Annotated in this window: 21 protein-coding genes; 6 read left to right on the top strand and 15 right to left on the bottom strand. The window is 66.5% G+C overall.

All coding sequences use genetic code 11. From position 1 onward, the window contains the following. The first annotated feature begins 9 nt into the window (after positions 1–9). On the top strand, positions 10–138 hold the full coding sequence (locus BT183_RS21160) for a hypothetical protein (protein ID WP_280173928.1): 129 nt from the start codon (positions 10–12) through the stop codon (positions 136–138). Between the two features lie 85 nt (positions 139–223). Here BT183_RS21160 and BT183_RS09965 read toward each other — a convergent pair whose 3' ends face one another. The 5 genes from BT183_RS09965 to BT183_RS09950 form a co-directional block, all read right to left on the bottom strand. Further along, a complete protein-coding gene (locus BT183_RS09965) occupies positions 224–691 on the bottom strand; it encodes a c-type cytochrome (protein ID WP_177282482.1) in 468 nt (155 codons plus the stop codon). A gap of 159 nt (positions 692–850) precedes the next feature. Then, complete coding sequence (cueR, locus tag BT183_RS09960; RefSeq protein ID WP_072342258.1) at positions 851–1,249, bottom strand: Cu(I)-responsive transcriptional regulator; 399 nt, start codon at positions 1,247–1,249, stop codon at positions 851–853. Between the two features lie 117 nt (positions 1,250–1,366). Further along, positions 1,367–1,861: a CopM family metallochaperone gene (copM, locus tag BT183_RS09955; RefSeq protein WP_072342255.1), complete on the bottom strand. Its 495-nt coding sequence runs from the start codon at positions 1,859–1,861 to the stop codon at positions 1,367–1,369. 36 nt (positions 1,862–1,897) lie between these two features. Further along, positions 1,898–2,248: a hypothetical protein gene (locus tag BT183_RS20475; protein ID WP_143145752.1), complete on the bottom strand. Its 351-nt coding sequence runs from the start codon at positions 2,246–2,248 to the stop codon at positions 1,898–1,900. A gap of 126 nt (positions 2,249–2,374) precedes the next feature. Next, complete coding sequence (locus BT183_RS09950; RefSeq protein ID WP_072342252.1) at positions 2,375–2,572, bottom strand: heavy-metal-associated domain-containing protein; 198 nt, start codon at positions 2,570–2,572, stop codon at positions 2,375–2,377. A gap of 236 nt (positions 2,573–2,808) precedes the next feature. On the opposite strand from BT183_RS09950, the gene BT183_RS09945 reads away from it, so the two are divergent. Next, a complete protein-coding gene (locus BT183_RS09945) occupies positions 2,809–3,282 on the top strand; it encodes a DUF411 domain-containing protein (RefSeq protein WP_072342250.1) in 474 nt (157 codons plus the stop codon). Between the two features lie 75 nt (positions 3,283–3,357). On the opposite strand, the gene BT183_RS09940 is transcribed toward BT183_RS09945, so the two are convergent. Together BT183_RS09940 and BT183_RS09935 are read right to left on the bottom strand one after the other, a co-directional pair. Further along, positions 3,358–4,677 carry an MFS transporter gene (locus tag BT183_RS09940; protein ID WP_072342247.1) on the bottom strand — a complete coding sequence of 440 codons (1,320 nt, stop codon included), beginning with the start codon at positions 4,675–4,677 and terminating at the stop codon, positions 3,358–3,360. Positions 4,678–4,685: 8 nt separating this feature from the next. Next, positions 4,686–4,946 carry a metal-sensing transcriptional repressor gene (locus tag BT183_RS09935; RefSeq protein ID WP_072342244.1) on the bottom strand — a complete coding sequence of 87 codons (261 nt, stop codon included), beginning with the start codon at positions 4,944–4,946 and terminating at the stop codon, positions 4,686–4,688. 129 nt (positions 4,947–5,075) lie between these two features. On the opposite strand from BT183_RS09935, the gene BT183_RS09930 reads away from it, so the two are divergent. From BT183_RS09930 to BT183_RS09915, 4 genes are all read left to right on the top strand, one after another. Beyond that, positions 5,076–5,384 carry a hypothetical protein gene (locus tag BT183_RS09930; RefSeq protein WP_143145751.1) on the top strand — a complete coding sequence of 103 codons (309 nt, stop codon included), beginning with the start codon at positions 5,076–5,078 and terminating at the stop codon, positions 5,382–5,384. A 57-nt stretch (positions 5,385–5,441) separates the two neighbouring features. Further along, the gene (locus BT183_RS09925) at positions 5,442–6,170 is read left to right on the top strand and encodes a HupE/UreJ family protein (protein ID WP_072342238.1); all 729 of its coding nucleotides are present in this window, start codon (positions 5,442–5,444) and stop codon (positions 6,168–6,170) included. A 16-nt stretch (positions 6,171–6,186) separates the two neighbouring features. Continuing rightward, complete coding sequence (locus tag BT183_RS09920; RefSeq protein WP_072342235.1) at positions 6,187–6,810, top strand: transmembrane anchor protein; 624 nt, start codon at positions 6,187–6,189, stop codon at positions 6,808–6,810. Between the two features lie 133 nt (positions 6,811–6,943). After that, positions 6,944–7,702 (top strand): ABC transporter permease, encoded by a 759-nt coding sequence (locus BT183_RS09915; protein ID WP_143145750.1) that lies wholly within the window; start codon positions 6,944–6,946, stop codon positions 7,700–7,702. Positions 7,703–7,905: 203 nt separating this feature from the next. Here BT183_RS09915 and BT183_RS09905 read toward each other — a convergent pair whose 3' ends face one another. The 8 genes from BT183_RS09905 to BT183_RS09870 all read right to left on the bottom strand — a co-directional run bounded on the left by BT183_RS09905 (position 7,906) and on the right by BT183_RS09870 (position 16,229). Further along, positions 7,906–8,160 carry a hypothetical protein gene (locus tag BT183_RS09905; protein ID WP_244545297.1) on the bottom strand — a complete coding sequence of 85 codons (255 nt, stop codon included), beginning with the start codon at positions 8,158–8,160 and terminating at the stop codon, positions 7,906–7,908. Continuing rightward, the gene (locus BT183_RS09900; protein ID WP_072342226.1) at positions 8,160–8,834 is read right to left on the bottom strand and encodes a YcbK family protein; all 675 of its coding nucleotides are present in this window, start codon (positions 8,832–8,834) and stop codon (positions 8,160–8,162) included. Before BT183_RS09900 ends, BT183_RS09905 begins: the two co-directional genes overlap by 1 nt. A gap of 75 nt (positions 8,835–8,909) precedes the next feature. Further along, the gene (locus BT183_RS09895) at positions 8,910–9,164 is read right to left on the bottom strand and encodes a DUF6127 family protein (RefSeq protein WP_198590314.1); all 255 of its coding nucleotides are present in this window, start codon (positions 9,162–9,164) and stop codon (positions 8,910–8,912) included. 52 nt (positions 9,165–9,216) lie between these two features. Further along, a complete protein-coding gene (locus BT183_RS09890) occupies positions 9,217–10,293 on the bottom strand; it encodes a DUF2793 domain-containing protein (protein WP_072342224.1) in 1,077 nt (358 codons plus the stop codon). A 10-nt stretch (positions 10,294–10,303) separates the two neighbouring features. Further along, on the bottom strand, positions 10,304–14,269 hold the full coding sequence (locus BT183_RS09885; protein WP_072342221.1) for a baseplate multidomain protein megatron: 3,966 nt from the start codon (positions 14,267–14,269) through the stop codon (positions 10,304–10,306). A gap of 9 nt (positions 14,270–14,278) precedes the next feature. Further along, a complete protein-coding gene (locus BT183_RS09880) occupies positions 14,279–14,725 on the bottom strand; it encodes a C40 family peptidase (RefSeq protein WP_072342218.1) in 447 nt (148 codons plus the stop codon). After that, positions 14,722–15,606 carry a DUF2163 domain-containing protein gene (locus BT183_RS09875; protein ID WP_072342216.1) on the bottom strand — a complete coding sequence of 295 codons (885 nt, stop codon included), beginning with the start codon at positions 15,604–15,606 and terminating at the stop codon, positions 14,722–14,724. Before BT183_RS09875 ends, BT183_RS09880 begins: the two co-directional genes overlap by 4 nt. Continuing rightward, complete coding sequence (locus BT183_RS09870) at positions 15,603–16,229, bottom strand: DUF2460 domain-containing protein (RefSeq protein WP_072342213.1); 627 nt, start codon at positions 16,227–16,229, stop codon at positions 15,603–15,605. The genes BT183_RS09875 and BT183_RS09870 overlap by 4 nt, the downstream gene beginning before the upstream one ends. Positions 16,230–16,234: the final 5 nt, after the last annotated feature.

Below are 16,234 nucleotides of genomic sequence, written 5' to 3'. Positions count from 1 at the left end.
GGGCTGACGATGCCCGAAGAACCGAACCGCTGGGAAAGCGTCTACCGAAGCAAGGAGGAGGCCGAGACAAGCTGGTTCGAGGGCCGTCCGCAGGTATCGCTCGACCTCATAGCGGATACCGGCTCGTCCGATCGCTGAGCCACGAACACCGCACGCCGTGGGGCAGCGTGCAGCGGTTCCATTTCGGGCTCTTTCAGAAGGTCTGACGGGTGTCGGAAGATCGTCAATCTGCAGCGGCCGCGTTGGACCGCTGCGCTTGCGCGTCGCGAATGTGTTCGGGCCACGTTGACTTGATGTAGTCCAGGATGGCTTCGATCTCGCTCTGGTTCAGCACGGAGCCGAAGCCCGGCATGCCCGACGTGAAGGTCACGCCCATGTCGTCCAGGACGGCCTGACCGCCTCGGGCGATGTAGTCGATGAGCATGGCGTCATCGTGATGCCAGGTGTGGCCCGTCTCATCATGCGGCGGCGCCGGATAGAAGCCGTTGGCGTCAGGGCTGCGCCAGTCGGGCTGTCCCTCGAGATCGACGCCGTGGCAGGCCGCGCAGTGCTCGACGTAAAGCGCGCGGCCGGAGTCGGTGTCCGTCTCGGAAGCGTGGAGGAACGCCGCAGCCGGAACCGGCATGAGCCCGATCATCAGGGAGAATGCAGGCAACAGATGCCGACCGGGCGAGAGCTGTTTGACCGGCATCCGGTCCCCTCGTCTGCGCCACGACACAACCATCAGCGAAAGAAGACGTATTTGACCAGTGCCGCAACGACGAGCACCACGAGAATGGCGACCACGACGCCCCACAGCCCCATTCCCCACATCATGCCGTCGCCCATCATCGTTCCGGTCCCCTGAGTCCTAATGGTCGCGCGACCTTCCCGAGAGCCCGTCGATGATCGGGCAGTCCGGGCGGGCGTCGCCGTGACAATTCTCGACAAGATGCCCGAGCATCTCCCGCAACCCGGTCAGTTCCGCGATCTTGCGGTCGATCTCGCCAAGCTTCTCGGTGGCGATCGCCTTCACATCCGCGCTGGCGCGGTCGCGATCGGTGTAGAGGGAGAGCAGCTGCCGACATTCCTCGACTGAAAACCCGAGGCTGCGGGAGCGCTGGACGAAGCGCAGCCGGTGGACGTCCTCGTTGGAATAGTCGCGGTACCCGTTGGCAGCCCGGTCGGCGGTCAGCAGACCGATCTCCTCGTAGTAGCGGATCGTCTTGGGCGGCAGGCCCGATTGCCTGGCGGCTGTCCCGATGTTCATGGAGCATCTCCTGACCTTGCCCTCCCAATATAGGGATTCCAGTCACTGGAAGCTCAAGAGATTTCGAAGCGACAAACGGAAGTGGCCGCGCGGCTGAACCGCGCGGCCATCCGGTTCTCAGTTGGCGTTCTCAGCCAGCCAAGTGATCATCCGCTCGATCTCGGGGCCCTGCGCCGCGATGATCTCCTCGGCAAGCGCGCGCATCTGCGGATCGTCGCCGTGCTCGAGCAAAACCTCAGCCATGTCGATGGCGCCCTGATGGTGGGCGATCATTCCACAGGCGAAGGCCACGTCGGCATCCTCCATCATCATGCCTTCGTGCATGGCCGGCATGGTGATCATCATCTTGCGCATGTTCTCCTGCACATGCTCGGGCATGCTTTCGAGGTCCATGCCTCCCATGCCCATCATCTCCATCATGCCCGCGTTCATGCCGCCGCCCTGATTGCCGTGCATGCCACCGTGGCCCATGGCCGAATGGTCCATGCCGCCTGCGGCGGCAGCTGTCGTGCACTGCTCGGGGAGCTGGAATTCCGCGTCCTGTGCCAAAGCGGGCGCCGAGAAGGCGGTTGCGGCGACAGCCGCTGCTAGGATGGTCTTTGCGATGTTCATCTTGAGTCTTCCTGATTGTGTGAATTTCATTGGCGATCAGACAGGCATACGTCGGGGCGGCGGCAGCACCATCCCCGGATCGCTGCCCGTGCCACGGACAACTGATGCAGCAGTCGCCTCGTCATCGCAGACAATCACGGGCAGGTCTTGCGGTCCGACCGAAATGCCCGGACAGCAATGCGCCATCATGCAACAACCGATCGCAGAAGCGGCGCAATCGCCATCAGAGGTGACATTGCGATAGAGGACCTGGTCGCTCTGTTCGGCGTGCGCGTGGTGGCCATGCATTTCTGCCTGCACCCCGTGATGATCGGATGATGCGAACCCATGGTCGACTGGCGGCCAGACGAGGACGAGGGCCAGCGTCAGTAACGCTGCCAATCCCATTCTCCAACTCCGCGCCGACCTTTTCATCGATACTCGTCCATCCGGGGAAACCGCTCTGCCAGTACTTACAACCCGCACGCCATCAGCGCGTTCCTCGGGGCATCGTCACCGACAGCCGGCAGGACATCACGCCGCGCGGCGCGGCGGAAATCCGGCGTCCTGGAGCACGGCCGCCACGGCGGATTGATCGGCACCCGACTCCACGGTGACGCGTTTCAGGTTGAGGTCGATGTCGACCTTCGCCTGCGGGTCGACTGAATGGATCGCCTTGGTGACGCTCCTGGCACAGCCGCCGCACGCCATGTTGTCGATCTGGAACTGCATGAAGACTCTCCCGAGCATTTGGTGAGCCCTAGAGATGGGGCTTCCAGTTCGTGGAAGGTCAAGGGCAGCCTTGCCTTGAACGATGCGCTTCGGCTCAACCTTCCGTGTACGGACGTCGATTGCGTCGCGATTCGATGGGTCGATTGTCTATGAGACCAAAGGGAAGACTGGGGTATGGACGGTCTGTGGGCTATGTTCCTTGCAGCAATCAACTTCAATGAACAAAAGGATCCAAGATGAGTTTGTTGATTTCTCGCCGCGGTTTCGTGCTTGGCACCTGTGCTGCCTCGGTTACGGCAGCGCTGCCGGCCGTGGCCGAGTCCAGACCTGCTCTCCATGTGCTCAGGGATCCCAACTGCGGATGTTGCTCGGCCTGGGTCGAGATCCTGCAGGCCGACGGGTTCGATGTGACCGTCGAGGAGAGCATGGGAACTGCGCTGGCGCGCTACAAGCTCGACAACGGCATTCCGCAAGAGATGGCCTCCTGCCATACGGCGCGAGTCATGGGCTACATGATCGAGGGGCACGTGCCTGCTGCCGATATCCGGCGTCTGCTCGATGAACGCCCCGACGCGGTGGGTCTCGCTGTGCCTGGCATGCCTTACGGATCACCCGGCATGGGTCCGGAGTCGGAGCGGGAAGCCTATGTCGTCTACCTGGTTCGCCGCGACGGGACGACAGAGCCGTTCTCGAGCTATCAGGCAGCCTGACTTGCGGACGATTTTCTGGGGCGCGCCTTGACGGTCGCGCCGTGGACCAGCCCACCGGATGTCATGGCGTGTCGCTCAGAGTTGGGATGCCCATCTGGGATGGTTTTCATCCACCACAAATGGATGGGCATGCCGCCGCGCGCCGTGCAGATGCGGGTGGTCGAGCGGCAGGTTGTCATGACTGTGCTCAAGGATCTCGGGATCCTCCTTTGGCCAGAGGCGAAGTGCCGATAGCGTGCCGACGCCCGCCAGCGCCGCGAGCAGCCCCAATGCTACGACAGGTCCGAACTGCGTCATCAGCCAGCCGGAAAGCGGATAGGTTACGAGCCAGCAGGCATGGCTGAGTGCGAACTGGGCGGCGAAAAGCGCGGGGCGGTCTTCTGCGTGGGCCGAACGCCGCAGCAGGCGACCGGAGGGGGTGAGGACCGCTGAATACCCCAGGCCCACCAGCAGCCACGCGCCAAGGAGAAAAGGCAAGCTGAGGCCGAGGGCGGCGACCACCACGGCGAGGCCAAGAAGCGTCAGCACCATGAGCGCGGCGCCTGCAACCATCACCGGCCGATCCGGCACGCGGTCGAGCAGTTTCGGCAGCGCGAGTGCAGCCAGCATCGAGCCGGCGCCGAAGGCCAGCAGCGTCCAGGCCAGGGCGGATGCATCCAGCCCCAGCGTGCTGCGCACCAGCACCACAGAGTTGACCAGCACCATCGCCCCCGCAGCGGCGGCGGCGAGGTTCAGCGCCAGCAGTCCGCGCAGGCGCGGTGTCGCGAGGTAGATGCGGATGCCGCGCGTCGTGCGGTCGTAGATGCCGCGCGGCTCGGACTGTTTTGGGCTGGGTAGAAGCACCGAGACGACCAGCGCCGCGGAGGCCGCAAACCCCACCACCGTTCCAAGAAAGAGGGAATTGTAGCTCACCACCGCCAGCAGCAGCCCGGCCAGCATCGGGCTGACGATGTTCTCGAGGTCATAGGCCAGCCGCGACAGCGACAGCGCCCGCGTGTAGCGGGCTTCGTCCGGCAGCACGTCCGGGATGGTCGCCTGGAAGGTCGGCGTGAAGGCCGCCGAGGCCGATTGCAGCAGGAAGATCAGGACATAGACCTGCCAGACCTCGGTGACGAAAGGCAGGCAGAGTGCCGCACCCGCCCGCACCAGATCCAGCGCGACCAGAAATGCCCGCCGGTTCACCCGGTTCGCGAAAGCTCCGGCGATGGGGGCGATGCCGACATATGCCACCATCTTGATGGTGAAGACCGTGCCCAGCACCATCGCCGCGTTCTCACCCGCGAGATCATAGGCCAGAAGCCCCAGCGCGACGGTCGCCAACCCCGTTCCCAGCAGCGCCACGACCTGCGCGGCGAAGAGATGGCGGTATGTGCGGTCGGCAAGGATTTCCAGCATGGGCGGTCTCACAGATATCGGGCGATGACCTTCAACTCGGCACGATCCTCCGGCGAATGCTCGACATCGAGGCAATGATCCATGTGGTCATGGATCAGCGCACGCTTGGCATTCACCACGGCCTTCTCGACCGCCTGCATCTGTTGCGCGATCTCGAGACAGGGCTTGCCGGCCTCGATCATCTCGATCACGGCACGAAGATGCCCATCGGCGCGCTTCAGCCGGGCGATCAGGGCGGGATGGGTTGCGTGGACATGGGGCTTTGTCATAGAACGACACTATCCTCCCCCAGAGGATCGAACAAGACGGCGCTGAGAAAGCGCCGCGATCCGACGAGCAGACAGGCAAGTATCATGTGCCGGCAACGGACCAGTATTCGACGGGGATTTGCGGCATTCTTGTGCCTGTCGCTGGTCGTCTGGTCGATTCTGCCCACCCTCTCGCATGTCCCCAGGATCGCCGACACGCTGCAAGAGCACGTCCAGATGATCGCCGAGCACGGGCATTCGCACGGGTTTCAGGAAGATCTGCTTTGGGCGCTGCACGGGCACAGCCACGATTCTGTCGATCACGATCACAGCCACGCCGTGGCCGCCCTGGACGACAGCACCGGACTCTTGCCGTGGGCCAGGGATGCCTGGGGGCTTCGGCCATCCCGCGATGGTCCCTATCGCGTGGTCCGAATCGAACGACCTCCGCGTGCCTGATCGCTGCCGCGCAAAGCGGCTTCACAGATCAAGCAACACTACACCGGAGATCCATCCATGACCCCAACTTCCCGGGTCGGGCGTGCCTTGGCGATACGCCAGACGGCCACCCTGATCCTTCTTCTGCTGGCGGCCTTGATGCTGACCGTCAGCCAGGCCCTGGCCCATAACGTCACCGCAGGTGACGCGGGCTATATCCAGGAAATCTGGGGGGTGAACATCATCCCCTTCATCTACCTCGGCGCCAAGCACATGGTGACGGGCTACGACCACATCCTGTTCCTGCTCGGCGTCGTCTTCTTCCTCTACCGGATGAAGGACGTCGCCATCTATGTCAGCCTCTTCGCCATCGGCCATTCGGTCACGATGCTTCTGGGAGTCTGGTATGGCTTGGGCATCAACGCCTACATCATCGACGCGATCATCGGGCTTTCGGTCGTCTACAAGGCGCTCGACAACCTTGGCGCCTATCAGAAGTGGTTCGGCTTTCAGCCCAACACCAAGGCCGCGACGCTGATCTTCGGCCTGTTCCACGGCACGGGCCTCGCCACCAAGATCATGGAGTACGAGATCGCAGAGGATGGTTTGCTAGCCAATCTGCTGTCGTTCAACGTGGGCGTCGAGATCGGCCAGATCCTTGCACTTGCCGTGATCCTGATCGTCATGGGCTACTGGCGCCGCAGCCCCAACTTCATGCGGCAAGCCACAGTCGCAAACATCATCATGATCGTCCTCGGCGTCATCCTCACCGGCCAGCAGATCGCCGGATACATGGCCTCGGCCTGAAGAATTGGAGCAAAGAATGAACAACGCACCCCAACCCCGCCCCGAGGACCTACCAAGCCGCGCGAGCCTGTTCCGCTCCTCGGTCATTGCAGGCATCAGCGCCGCGGCGATCCTGGTTACCGTGGTCCTGCCGGCCGAATATGCCATCGACCCCACCGGCGTCGGCCGGGTGCTCGGCCTGACCGAGATGGGCGAGATCAAGCGCGAACTGGCCGAAGAGGCCGAGGCAGATCGCCTGCTCGACGAGCAGCGCGCGCTGGAGCGGTCCTCGAGCGTTCTCGACACCGTCTTCGGCCTGTTCGTGGGCGTGGCCCATGCGCAGGAAGCCTGGCGGGACGAAGTAACCTTCACCCTCGAACCCGGGGCCACGGCAGAAATCAAGATGACGATGGAAGCCGGAAATGTTGTCGACTACGCGTGGACGGCGACAGGGGGGCGGGTCAACTTCGACCTGCACGCCCATAGTGGCGGCGACTCGGTCAATTACGAACGTGGCGCCGGCCAGACTTCGGGCGAAGGCAGCATCGAAGCCCCCTTTGCCGGTGATCATGGCTGGTTCTGGCGCAACCGGGACAGCACGCCGATCACGATGACCATCCAGCTGCGTGGCGAATACAGCGACGTCGTGGAGACGTACTGACGCTTCCCGTGCCTGCGGCCAGCCGCAGGCACGGTTCCTCTTTGCCGCCGGGATGCTTTATCCGGATCACTTCGGGACATGGGTTCAGCTCCGCACCATGTTGACGGCAAACCAAGGCGCGGTATCCACAGCGATGATGGCCAATCTTGACGCCTTCTTCTTCGCGGTCTGGGCGTGGCTCGTTTCCGTCCAGCGCGAAATCTACGGCGACATCGCCACGATGCTGCGCGCCTTCGCGGCTACGGGCGACTGGAGCCTGCTTGTTGCCTTCGTACCCTGGGGCGTTGCTTTCGGTGCGGCGCATGCCTTGACCCCCGGCCATTCCAAGATGGTCCTCGCGATGTTCGTCGCCGGCAGCGGTGCAGGGTTCGCCAGCGGGCTTCGCACCGCCGGCATTCTTGCCTCAACGCACATCCTGATGTCCGTCCTGATCGTTCTTCTGGGGCTGCCGCTCGCGTCGATGGCACTCGGCGAAGTCGGAAGAGCCGTCTTCCTCGAAACCTTGAGCAGAAGCCTTCTCGGGCTCGTTGGGCTCTGGTTGTTGATCTCGGCCCTGCGCTCCGGCAACGGGGATGGGCATGGGCATGGACGGGGTGTCGCGTTTGGCGTCACCGCGGGCCTCATTCCCTGCCCCCTGACGCTTCTGGTGATGACGTTTGCCGTTGCGCATGGTGTGCCCGAGGCCGGTGTTGCCTTCGCCGCGATGATGTTGATCGGAGTGGGGCTGGTTCTCGCTGCGGTCGCCGGCGGCGCGGTGCTGACGCGAACCGGCCTCGGCACGATTATGGGCAGGCTCTTGCCCGGCCTCACGTTGATTTCGCGTGTGGCTCTCGGTCTGACGGGGATCGCTCTCGTCGTGGTCGCAGTACTGGCCCTTCTCGAGAAATTCTGAACGCCTTGTCTTGTCCGATCGAGCAGCTTCATCAGCCGAAGGATCTGGTACAGACAGCCGCCTGGTCGCGCATGACGGCGTAGTCGCTCAGCATTTCAGCGACGGCCGACCTCTCCGGAAGGATCCCGAGTTCCTCGGCCACCCTTGCCTGAAACTCCCGACTATACTCGACGATGGGCGCACACGTCCCGGACCCGCCCGTCTCAGAACCGACCGTCGCGCAGCCGCCCAGCAAGCTCGTGGCGATCGCGAGGACGGCGAGCCGCCGCCTCCAGCATCTGGCGTTGGACATCATTGGCTTTCTCCGTGGTTTGAAGGCGTTCAGCGAGGCGTCCCGCGCGCTCGCCGGAGCGCCGAAGCGAAAGCAGGAACAGGAGCAGGGCGAGGATGATGGCGCCGTAGCGCAAAGCCGCCCGCATCCATGGGCTGGCGGCGAACCCGGTCAGGAGCGGGGCCATCACCGCTGCCCTCGGCGCCAGTCATCGAGCCGGGCGTAGATCGTGACTGCGATCCCGCCGAGCGCCACGGCGATGAACAACCAGCGCAACGTGTCGAGATACGGCACCAGCGGCAGGATGGCGGTCTGGGTCTCGGCCAGGACGCTCTGCGCGACCTCGACCCCGGCTGCGCCCAGCGTCGCCACGCCAGCCGCGCCACCCCCCTTCATGGTGCGGCTGTCGGCCAGCACTTCGCGCGCGGGCGGCGTCTCGGCTGCGAATGCCGTCGCCCGGACCGGGAACCGCTCGCCCCACTGTCGCGCAGGGCCGAGGTCGACATGGATGAACCCCGAGCGCGGATAGAAACCGAAGCCGAGGAACCCGACCTCGCGCGCCGCCGCCTCGAAGGCCACCGGGTCGTGGTTCGCCATGGCGATGTCGAAGGCGGCGCCGTCGAGGTGCTTCGACCGGGTCGCGCCGCCGACGGCACGGTTGTGCTCGGGGCTGCGATAGGCGGAACGCACGATAAGCGGCTTGCCCAGCCGGTCGCGCAGCGCTTGCAGCTTGTCGAGCGCCGCTTCGTTGACCAGCAGCTTGCCGGTGCCCCGGCAGGCGATCTCGGCCGGCGAGAAGTTGGGCCAGCGCCAGCTGCTCTCAGGCACGTCGCGCCAGTGTCTGTGAAAGGTCGTGGTCATGGGAGTCCTCCGGAAATGAAAAAACCCGCCTCGAGGGCGGGTCATTGCGGGCTGATGAATGGGGATGGGGAGCGACTACGGGCCGCCGCCGAAGATCTTGAGCTTGATGGCGATGCCCGCGAGCAGCGCCAGCATCACGCCGGTGGTGATCATGCGGACGGCAGTCTGCATCGCCGTGCGCCGCACCAGCCGGATGCAGTCGACCAGGGAGCGCAGGTCCCGAATGTCGAGCGCGGCCTCGTCGCCGTCGAGCCCGACATCGGCGAGCGCGCGTTTCGCGCCTTCCTCGGCCGCGCGGGTCAGGATTGCCTCGAACTCGGCGTCGGGCATGCGCACGAAGCCCTCGGATCGGGGTGGTGTCATCGGATCCTCACTCCGCCGCTCAGCCAATCTTGCAGCCCCAGAAGGACGTGTGATCAGCGGCGAAATACCCGTCCGCAACCCGGAAATACCCCTGCAGCTCGACGGTATCGCCTGCGGTAAGCGGCACCATGGTCTGCAGCCAGATCGCGGTGGCGAGCGAGACGTGGGTGGCGGAGATTTCGCCGAGGGAGCCGCGGATTTCGGTGGTGCCGTTCAGGACGAGCCGCCCACTCATCCGCGCCGTGGCGCTGGCGTTGATCTTGTAGAGCAGCGTCGCGCCGAAGACGTAGGTGCCGTCCACCGGCGCCACGAAGTGGTTGTTCGCGGCGTCGAACGCGCCCTGATCGTTGGTGTCGGTGTTGTTGAGGCCGATCTTCGTCCAGGCGCCGACGCCGACGTAGTTGTCGTAGTTGGTATACGCCTTGAACCGGGGCAGCCGGGGCTGGTCGACGATGCCGGTGGCGTTGTCGACACTGAGCCCGTCGAAGAAGGTGCTGCCGTCGGCCGAGACCGCCAAGCGGAAGCGGTCCGAGCCGAAGAGCCCCACCAGCGCCTTGGTCACGAAGTTGGTCTGCAGCGTCAGGCCGAGATCGTCGCCCGCCGCCTCCTTGTTCATGGTGTAGAACAGGTCGCCCGTGCCGCCTTCGGCCACCGTCTTGGCGGTCCAGAGCGCGGCGTTCAGCTTGGCCGAGAACGGGTTAGACGCATCTGCCGTCGTGCCGACCCCGAGCAGCGCCATATTCTGCAACTCGCTGGGCGTGGTGCCGACCCAGCCCGCGCCGTCGTAGACCAGCAGCAGCCCCTCATCCTCGACCCACGCTCGCCAGCCGGTCCGTGGTGGAAGGCGCATCCAGGCGCCGTCCGTCCAGAGCGCCACGTTCAGGTCCCAGCCCGCCCAGTCGCCTGTCGCGCCCGAGCCGACGATGTAGCGATCGCCATCTGTGGGGCTGCCGGGCGGCGCTGTCAGATTCCGGTCGAGAACGGAGAGCTGGACGAGCCCGTCGAGGATCCGCAGCGCCTCGTTATGGGTAACGTGCTTCTGGGCCTGCGCCGCGAGGATGTAGGGCAGCAGGAGATGGGTCGTGGCGTCGGACATGGGATGGCCTTCAAAGTATAAGCGTGACGGTTTTCGGCGCGCCCCGCCCGACGAGGGAGGAGAGCTGGAAGATGCGGATGTCGAGCGTGTCACCGGGCTCGAGCGGCGCGCCCCAATCGGCGGTCTGGTCTGCGGCGGTGTAGACCGCGCTGGTGGTGGCGGTGCTCAGCACCCGCTTCACAGTGGCGCCGTCGAGGATTTCGACCTCGTAGGCTTCCAGTTCCTCGGCCAGCGGGACCTCGAGCCCGCCCCAGCTGTCGGCCGCGAGCGCGCGGGATCGGCGCGTCCAGCGGATCGTCAGATCGCCGGGCGTACGCGGCGTGCGCCACGGCTGCTCGACATGTGCGACGGAGAACGGCCGCAGCCCCACGCCCACCGGCGTGAATGCCTGCGCGACATAGGTCTCGTCGCTGACCGAACGGCTCGCCGGGCCGACGCGCCAGTTCCACGGGATGCCGAGGTCGGCCTCGGCGATCGGCAGAGACGCCAGCGCGGTGTCCAGCACGACGACCCGCGCGCCTGCCGGAGCCGGATTGCCCATCGCATTCTCAGTGCCGCGCTGACCGCGCAGGAGCCGGGTCAGGCGGTACCGGCCTGGCGCCAGCAGCTCGGCCGCGCCCGCCTGCACGATCTCCCAGACGCCGGGCACGCTCTCGATGGCGAGCGCGTTGGCCCCGCCGAAGAGGGTCAGATCGGTGACGCTTTCCAGCGTGCCGGTGAACAGATCGACCACGAGCGCATTGCCGAGATCGAAGCGAGACGTGGGGCCAGCATAGAAGTCCGAGACCAGCGCGCCGATCCGGGCGCGGCTGCCGAACGTGGTCAGCAGTTCGAACCCGTCCGTCGACGGGCTGCGGAACACCGCCATCTCGCCCGGCCAGGGAACCGCGCGCGCGGCGACCATCGGCCGGTGCGCGGGCTGGTCCTCGGTCAGCTGCGGCAGGTCCATCAGCACCGCATCCGGCGCGCCGAACACCACGGCCCGCGTCAGCGAGGCCGCGCGGGGATCGCCGGGCGGCAAATCATAGGTCGCCCGGTCCTGGCGAACCGCTTCGATGCCGCGCGCCTCGGCGTCGGCGATGGAGACGAGCCGGAGGTCCATTAGCCGCCCGTCATGCTCCAGCCGGATCGCATCGGCCGGATCGAGCGCCAGCCGCGAGGGCGGCAGACGGAACACCGCCGTCTCGCGCCCCACCCACGCCTCCATCAGCGCGCGGCGGCAGCGGCGCTCGGTCTCCTCGGGCGGCACCGCCATTGGGAAGCTCTCGGACGCGATCCGGGTCGTGTCGACGGTGATGCGCCGCGCCTCGACGAGGGCAGCATCGTAATCCTCGTCGGCGCGGGCGACCTGCCACTTCAGCGACTGCGGCAGTTCCGTCTCCTGGCCGCGCGTCAGTTCCAGCACGTCGCCCTCACGGGCAGCAACCAGATCGTCAGGCGTGAGAGTGGCAACGGAGGCCCGGCCGCGCTTGATGAAGCGGATCACTCCCTCGGTTTCCACCGCGTCGAAGCCGAAATGCCGCGACAACGTGGTGATCGAGGCGCGCGGGCTCTCCAGTGCGGTGATGGCGTAGCCCTCCACCGCGCCCCAGAGTTCGGTGACGTCGATCCGGGACTCGGGGAGCCCGGCGCGGAGACAGAGGTGCCGAACGAGTGCGGCCAGCGACACTGCGCCGAGCCGCCCGGTCAACCAATGCCCGAGCCGCCAGTTCGCACCGTCCGTCCAGACGTCGGCCAGCGCCGGGAAGAAGGGATAGGGCCGCGCGTCCCAGGTCCAGGCGGTGGATTCGGGGACGTGCACCATCCGGCCGCCGTAGACCGAGGACAGCGGGTTGTTCGCGGCATCGCCCCACCAGAGATACGTCGCCTCGAGATAGGCGCGCTGGATGGCGTCATCGCGCCAGCCCCGTGAGAAGTGCGGCGTGAAGCTCTCCGAGGACTTCGGGTCGAAGAAGACGTTGGGCTGGTTGGTGCCCCGGTCGATGGCGGGGCAGCCGAGCTCGGTGAACCAGATCGGCTTCGACTCCGGCGCCCACGCCGTCGGCGTCGCGCTCTCCGCCGCACCGGGGCGATTGTAATGCGCGTTCGACCACCAGGCGCGCAGATCCTTGTAGCGGAAGACCCATGGCTTGCTGGCGGCACCGTCGGTGATCGGGGTCCGCACCTGCGCTGATCGGTCGGCAGCGCTGGCATAGAACCAGTCGAATCCTTCGCCGCCCGCGATGTTCGCCTGCAGATAGGCCCGGTCGTAGATCGCAGGCCAGCCCTCGGCCGCGTCCGCATGCTCGAACCCGTCCCGCCAGTCCGACAGCGGCATGTAATTGTCGATCCCGACGAAATCGATCTCCGGATCGGCCCAGAGCGGGTCGAGATGGAAGAACACGTCCCCCGAACCATCGCCCGGCTGGTGTCCGAAGTATTCCGACCAGTCGGCGGCATAGCCGAGGCTCACATCCGCCCCTAGGATCGAGCGCACATCCGCGAGCAGGTCCCGATAGGCCTGCACGGCCGGATAGGTGGCCGCGCCCGAGCGGATCGTCGTCAGCCCCGGCATCTCGGTCCCGATCAGGAAGGCGTCCACCCCGCCTGCGGCGGCACAGAGATGGGCGTAGTGCAGCACCATGCGGCGCAGACCCCAGTCGCCGGAGGGCCCGGTCCAGCTGACGATCTCGCCCGAGACGCTGAAGCTCGCGGGCGTGGCCGCGCCAAACAGCGCCGCGACCTGGCTTGCGGCCGTGGCGGTCTTGTCCACGGTCCCTGCGAACCCCACTGCAGGCGAACAGGTGATCCGTCCCCGCCAGGGGAAAGCTGGCTGGCCCGTCTCCGCGGCGTTGTCGGAATACGGGTTCGGCAGCGTATTGCCCGGCGGCACGTCCATCAGGATGAACGGATAGAAGGTGACCCGCAGCCCGCGCGCCTTCATCTCCTGGATCGCCTGCACCACCGCGAAGTCGGACGGCGTGCCGCCGTAGACCGGGCGGTCCTGTTCGTCACGGCTGACGAGGAAGGCGTTGGCGCGGCTCACGCCGTTTACAGACCAGCTGGCGGGGGTGGTCGACTTGGCCGACACCTCGACGCCGGGCCGCACCTTGCACCATCCCGCCCGCAGATCGTCGCCGAACCACGCCACCACGAGGCTGACGCTCTCGACCGCGGGGGCCATCGCCTGAAGGCGGTCCAGCGCCTCCACCATGTCGGTGGAGTCGGCCAGCGCGTTCAGGTTCTCGGGCACCGTCGCGCCGCCATCGGTCTTCCGGATCGCCTGCGTCGCATAGGTGAACTCGCCCGAGGCCGGGATCATGGTGACCGCGCGGGTCAACCCCTCGGCGGTGTCGGGATCGGCCAGCGGCCGGAACACCTCGAAGGACAGCTGCGGCAGCCGGTTGCCGAAGGTCGAGAGCGCCAGTTCCTCGAAGACCACATAGGCGGTGCCGCGATAGGCAGGCGTGCTGGCCGCGCCCATCTTCGCGGCGATGAACGGGTCCGCCGTCTGCGCCTCGTCGCCGGGATACCAGCGCCAGGTGACGCCGGAGAGGTCCATCGGCTTGCCGTCGGCCCAGATGCGCCCGATCCCGGTGATCGGTCCTTCGCAGAGCGCCACGGCGAAGGAAGCATAGTAGAGATACTCGGTGGTCTTGACCTTGCCGCCCCCGCCGCCCTTGCCGCCGCCCTGCGTGGTGGTCTTCGTCTCCTCGCGGAAATCGGTCGCCCAGACGATGTTGCCGCCCATGCGCATCCGGCCATAGAGCCGCGGGATCACCGCGCCTTCGGTAGCCGAGGTGATGCGCAGCGTGTCGAGCCGCGCGCCCTCGATGCGCTGCGTGGGCGCCAGCGAGGAGATGATCCAGCTGTCGACGACCGAGCCGATGGTGGAGCCGATGAAGCCGCCGATCGTCGCGGCGCTGACGCCGAGGATCGCGCCGCCGATCGAACCACCAATGGCGGCGCCAGCGGCACCGAGAACGAGAGTGGCCATGTGTGAAACTCAGCGTTGCGGAAACAGGAAGGCGAAGGCGATGCGCCGCCGCCAGGGTTGCGTGAGCGGTTCCTCGATCACGCCGAGCCGCTCATAGGCGTGGAGGAAGGAGTCGGGGGCCGTCAGGACCCCGACATGCTTGGCGATGGCGCGGGGCTTCATGCGGAAGAGCACCAGCGCGCCGAGACCTGCCTCGGCCGGCGGCAGCTCGATCATCATGCGCCGCGCGCCCTCGGCCAGCACTTCGCGCGGGCCGGACTCGCCCCAGTCGCGGCTGTAGGGCGGGATCGGGAACGGCTCGGGGCCGACGACCTCGCGCCACACGCCCCGGGCCAGCCCGAGGCAGTCGCAGCCGACGCCGCGGAGACTGGCTTGGTCATGGTACGGCGTGCCGAGCCAGGACCGCGCGATGGCGATGACGCGCGCGGGGTCGGACAATGCGAGGGGTTGCGTCACAGCACGCCTCCCTCGTGGCCGCCATCCTTGGTGGCGTAGCGGACGACGGCATCCTGGCCGGGGATATGCGGGAAGCCGCGGAAGTTGACGGTGTTGGCGAACTTGGCCCCGCAGGTCTCCATGCGCTTGTCGCAGCCCGCACGGATGGTGAAGGCGTCCTCTTCGACGATCGCGCGCACCGGCGCTTCGAGCAGGGTCAGCACCGCGATTCCATCTGTGACGTCATGGCCCAGCACTTCCGCGCGACGCCCCGCATTCGTGCCGCTGGTCCATTCGATGATCCCGAAGGTGAACCAGCCGGAGGCGAACCCGCCGAGACCAGAGGCGGTAAACGCCCGGTCACGCATAAGATCAATCACGGTGCCAGTTCCCTTGAAGGCGGGGCCTTCCAGATCGACGCCGCATCGCTGATCCCCGAGCGCGGCGTCACAGGTCGCCTGAAACGTCCGTCCGACCGTCTGACCGAGCACATGGGCGAGCGAGCGGACCTCGGCGACGAACGCGAGCCGCCCGCGCCGGATCTGGCCGATGGCCCCGCGCCGCATCAGCACGCGCTGGCCTGTGTCGGCCCAGTTCACGCGCCAGACCTCGACCTCGGCGTTGTCCCAGCGGCCGTCGAGGATGTCGGTCTCGGTGATCCGGTCCGAGGTCAGCACACCCTCGGCATCCTGTGCATCGACCGACAGGTCCGACCCCGAGCGCACCTCGGACGCCGTGAGCCCGCTTTCGGGCTCGAAGTCAGTCCCGTCAAAACTCAGCGTCCGGTCGTGGTCGGTGAAGCCGAAGGTGACGCCGTCGGCGCGGGTGATCCGCCAGCACCACGCGAGCGTCGTCGTGCCCTCGTCGAGATGGGCCTGCAGGGCGGGATCAAGGGTCTTCATCGGCGCAGTTCCAGAAGCGGAATGGAGGTGATCGAGCCGAGCCGCTCGAGGTCGAGGGTGACGTCGAGCGCGTCGGTGTCGAAGCGGACGGGTACGTCGAACGCGAAGCCCGCCGTGATGGCGACGCCTGCACCGGGTGCTTGAGCGAAGGTGACGAGGCCGGTCGTGGTATCGACCGACCAGCCCGACATCTGTTCGACGCCCGCGAGCGCGACACGCACGCTGCCCGTGACCGGCTTGGCGATGCTGCGTGTCCAGGACTGCGCGCCGGAGGCGTAGCGCTTCGCGAGCTGGAACTGCGTCGTCGTGCCGTCGCCGGTGCCGAGCGACTGGTCGGCTGCGCCCGGCGTCTGCGACGGCAGGCAGGACTTGAAGTCGGCCCAGTCCTTGAAGCGGAAGCCGTGAAGGCGGCCGTTTCTCGCCTCGAAGAAGGCGACCACTGCCGCGAGATCGTCGGCACGACGGATGCCATAGGCCACGTCATAGCGGCGGCGCGAGTTCGCCCAGCTGGCGTTGCGTTCCTCGTTGCCCGAGGCCAGTTCCACGATCTGGGTGCGCCGCTCCGGTCCGCCGCGCGCGCCGCGGCTGATGTCGTCCGGGAACCGGACCTCGTGGAAAGCCATGACGA

It is taken from the genome of Devosia enhydra, assembly GCF_900119845.1.
Taxonomy (GTDB): Bacteria; Pseudomonadota; Alphaproteobacteria; order Rhizobiales; family Devosiaceae; genus FPKU01.
Note: the sequence above shows the minus strand (reverse complement) of the source record. Positions and strands in the feature narration are given on the sequence as shown.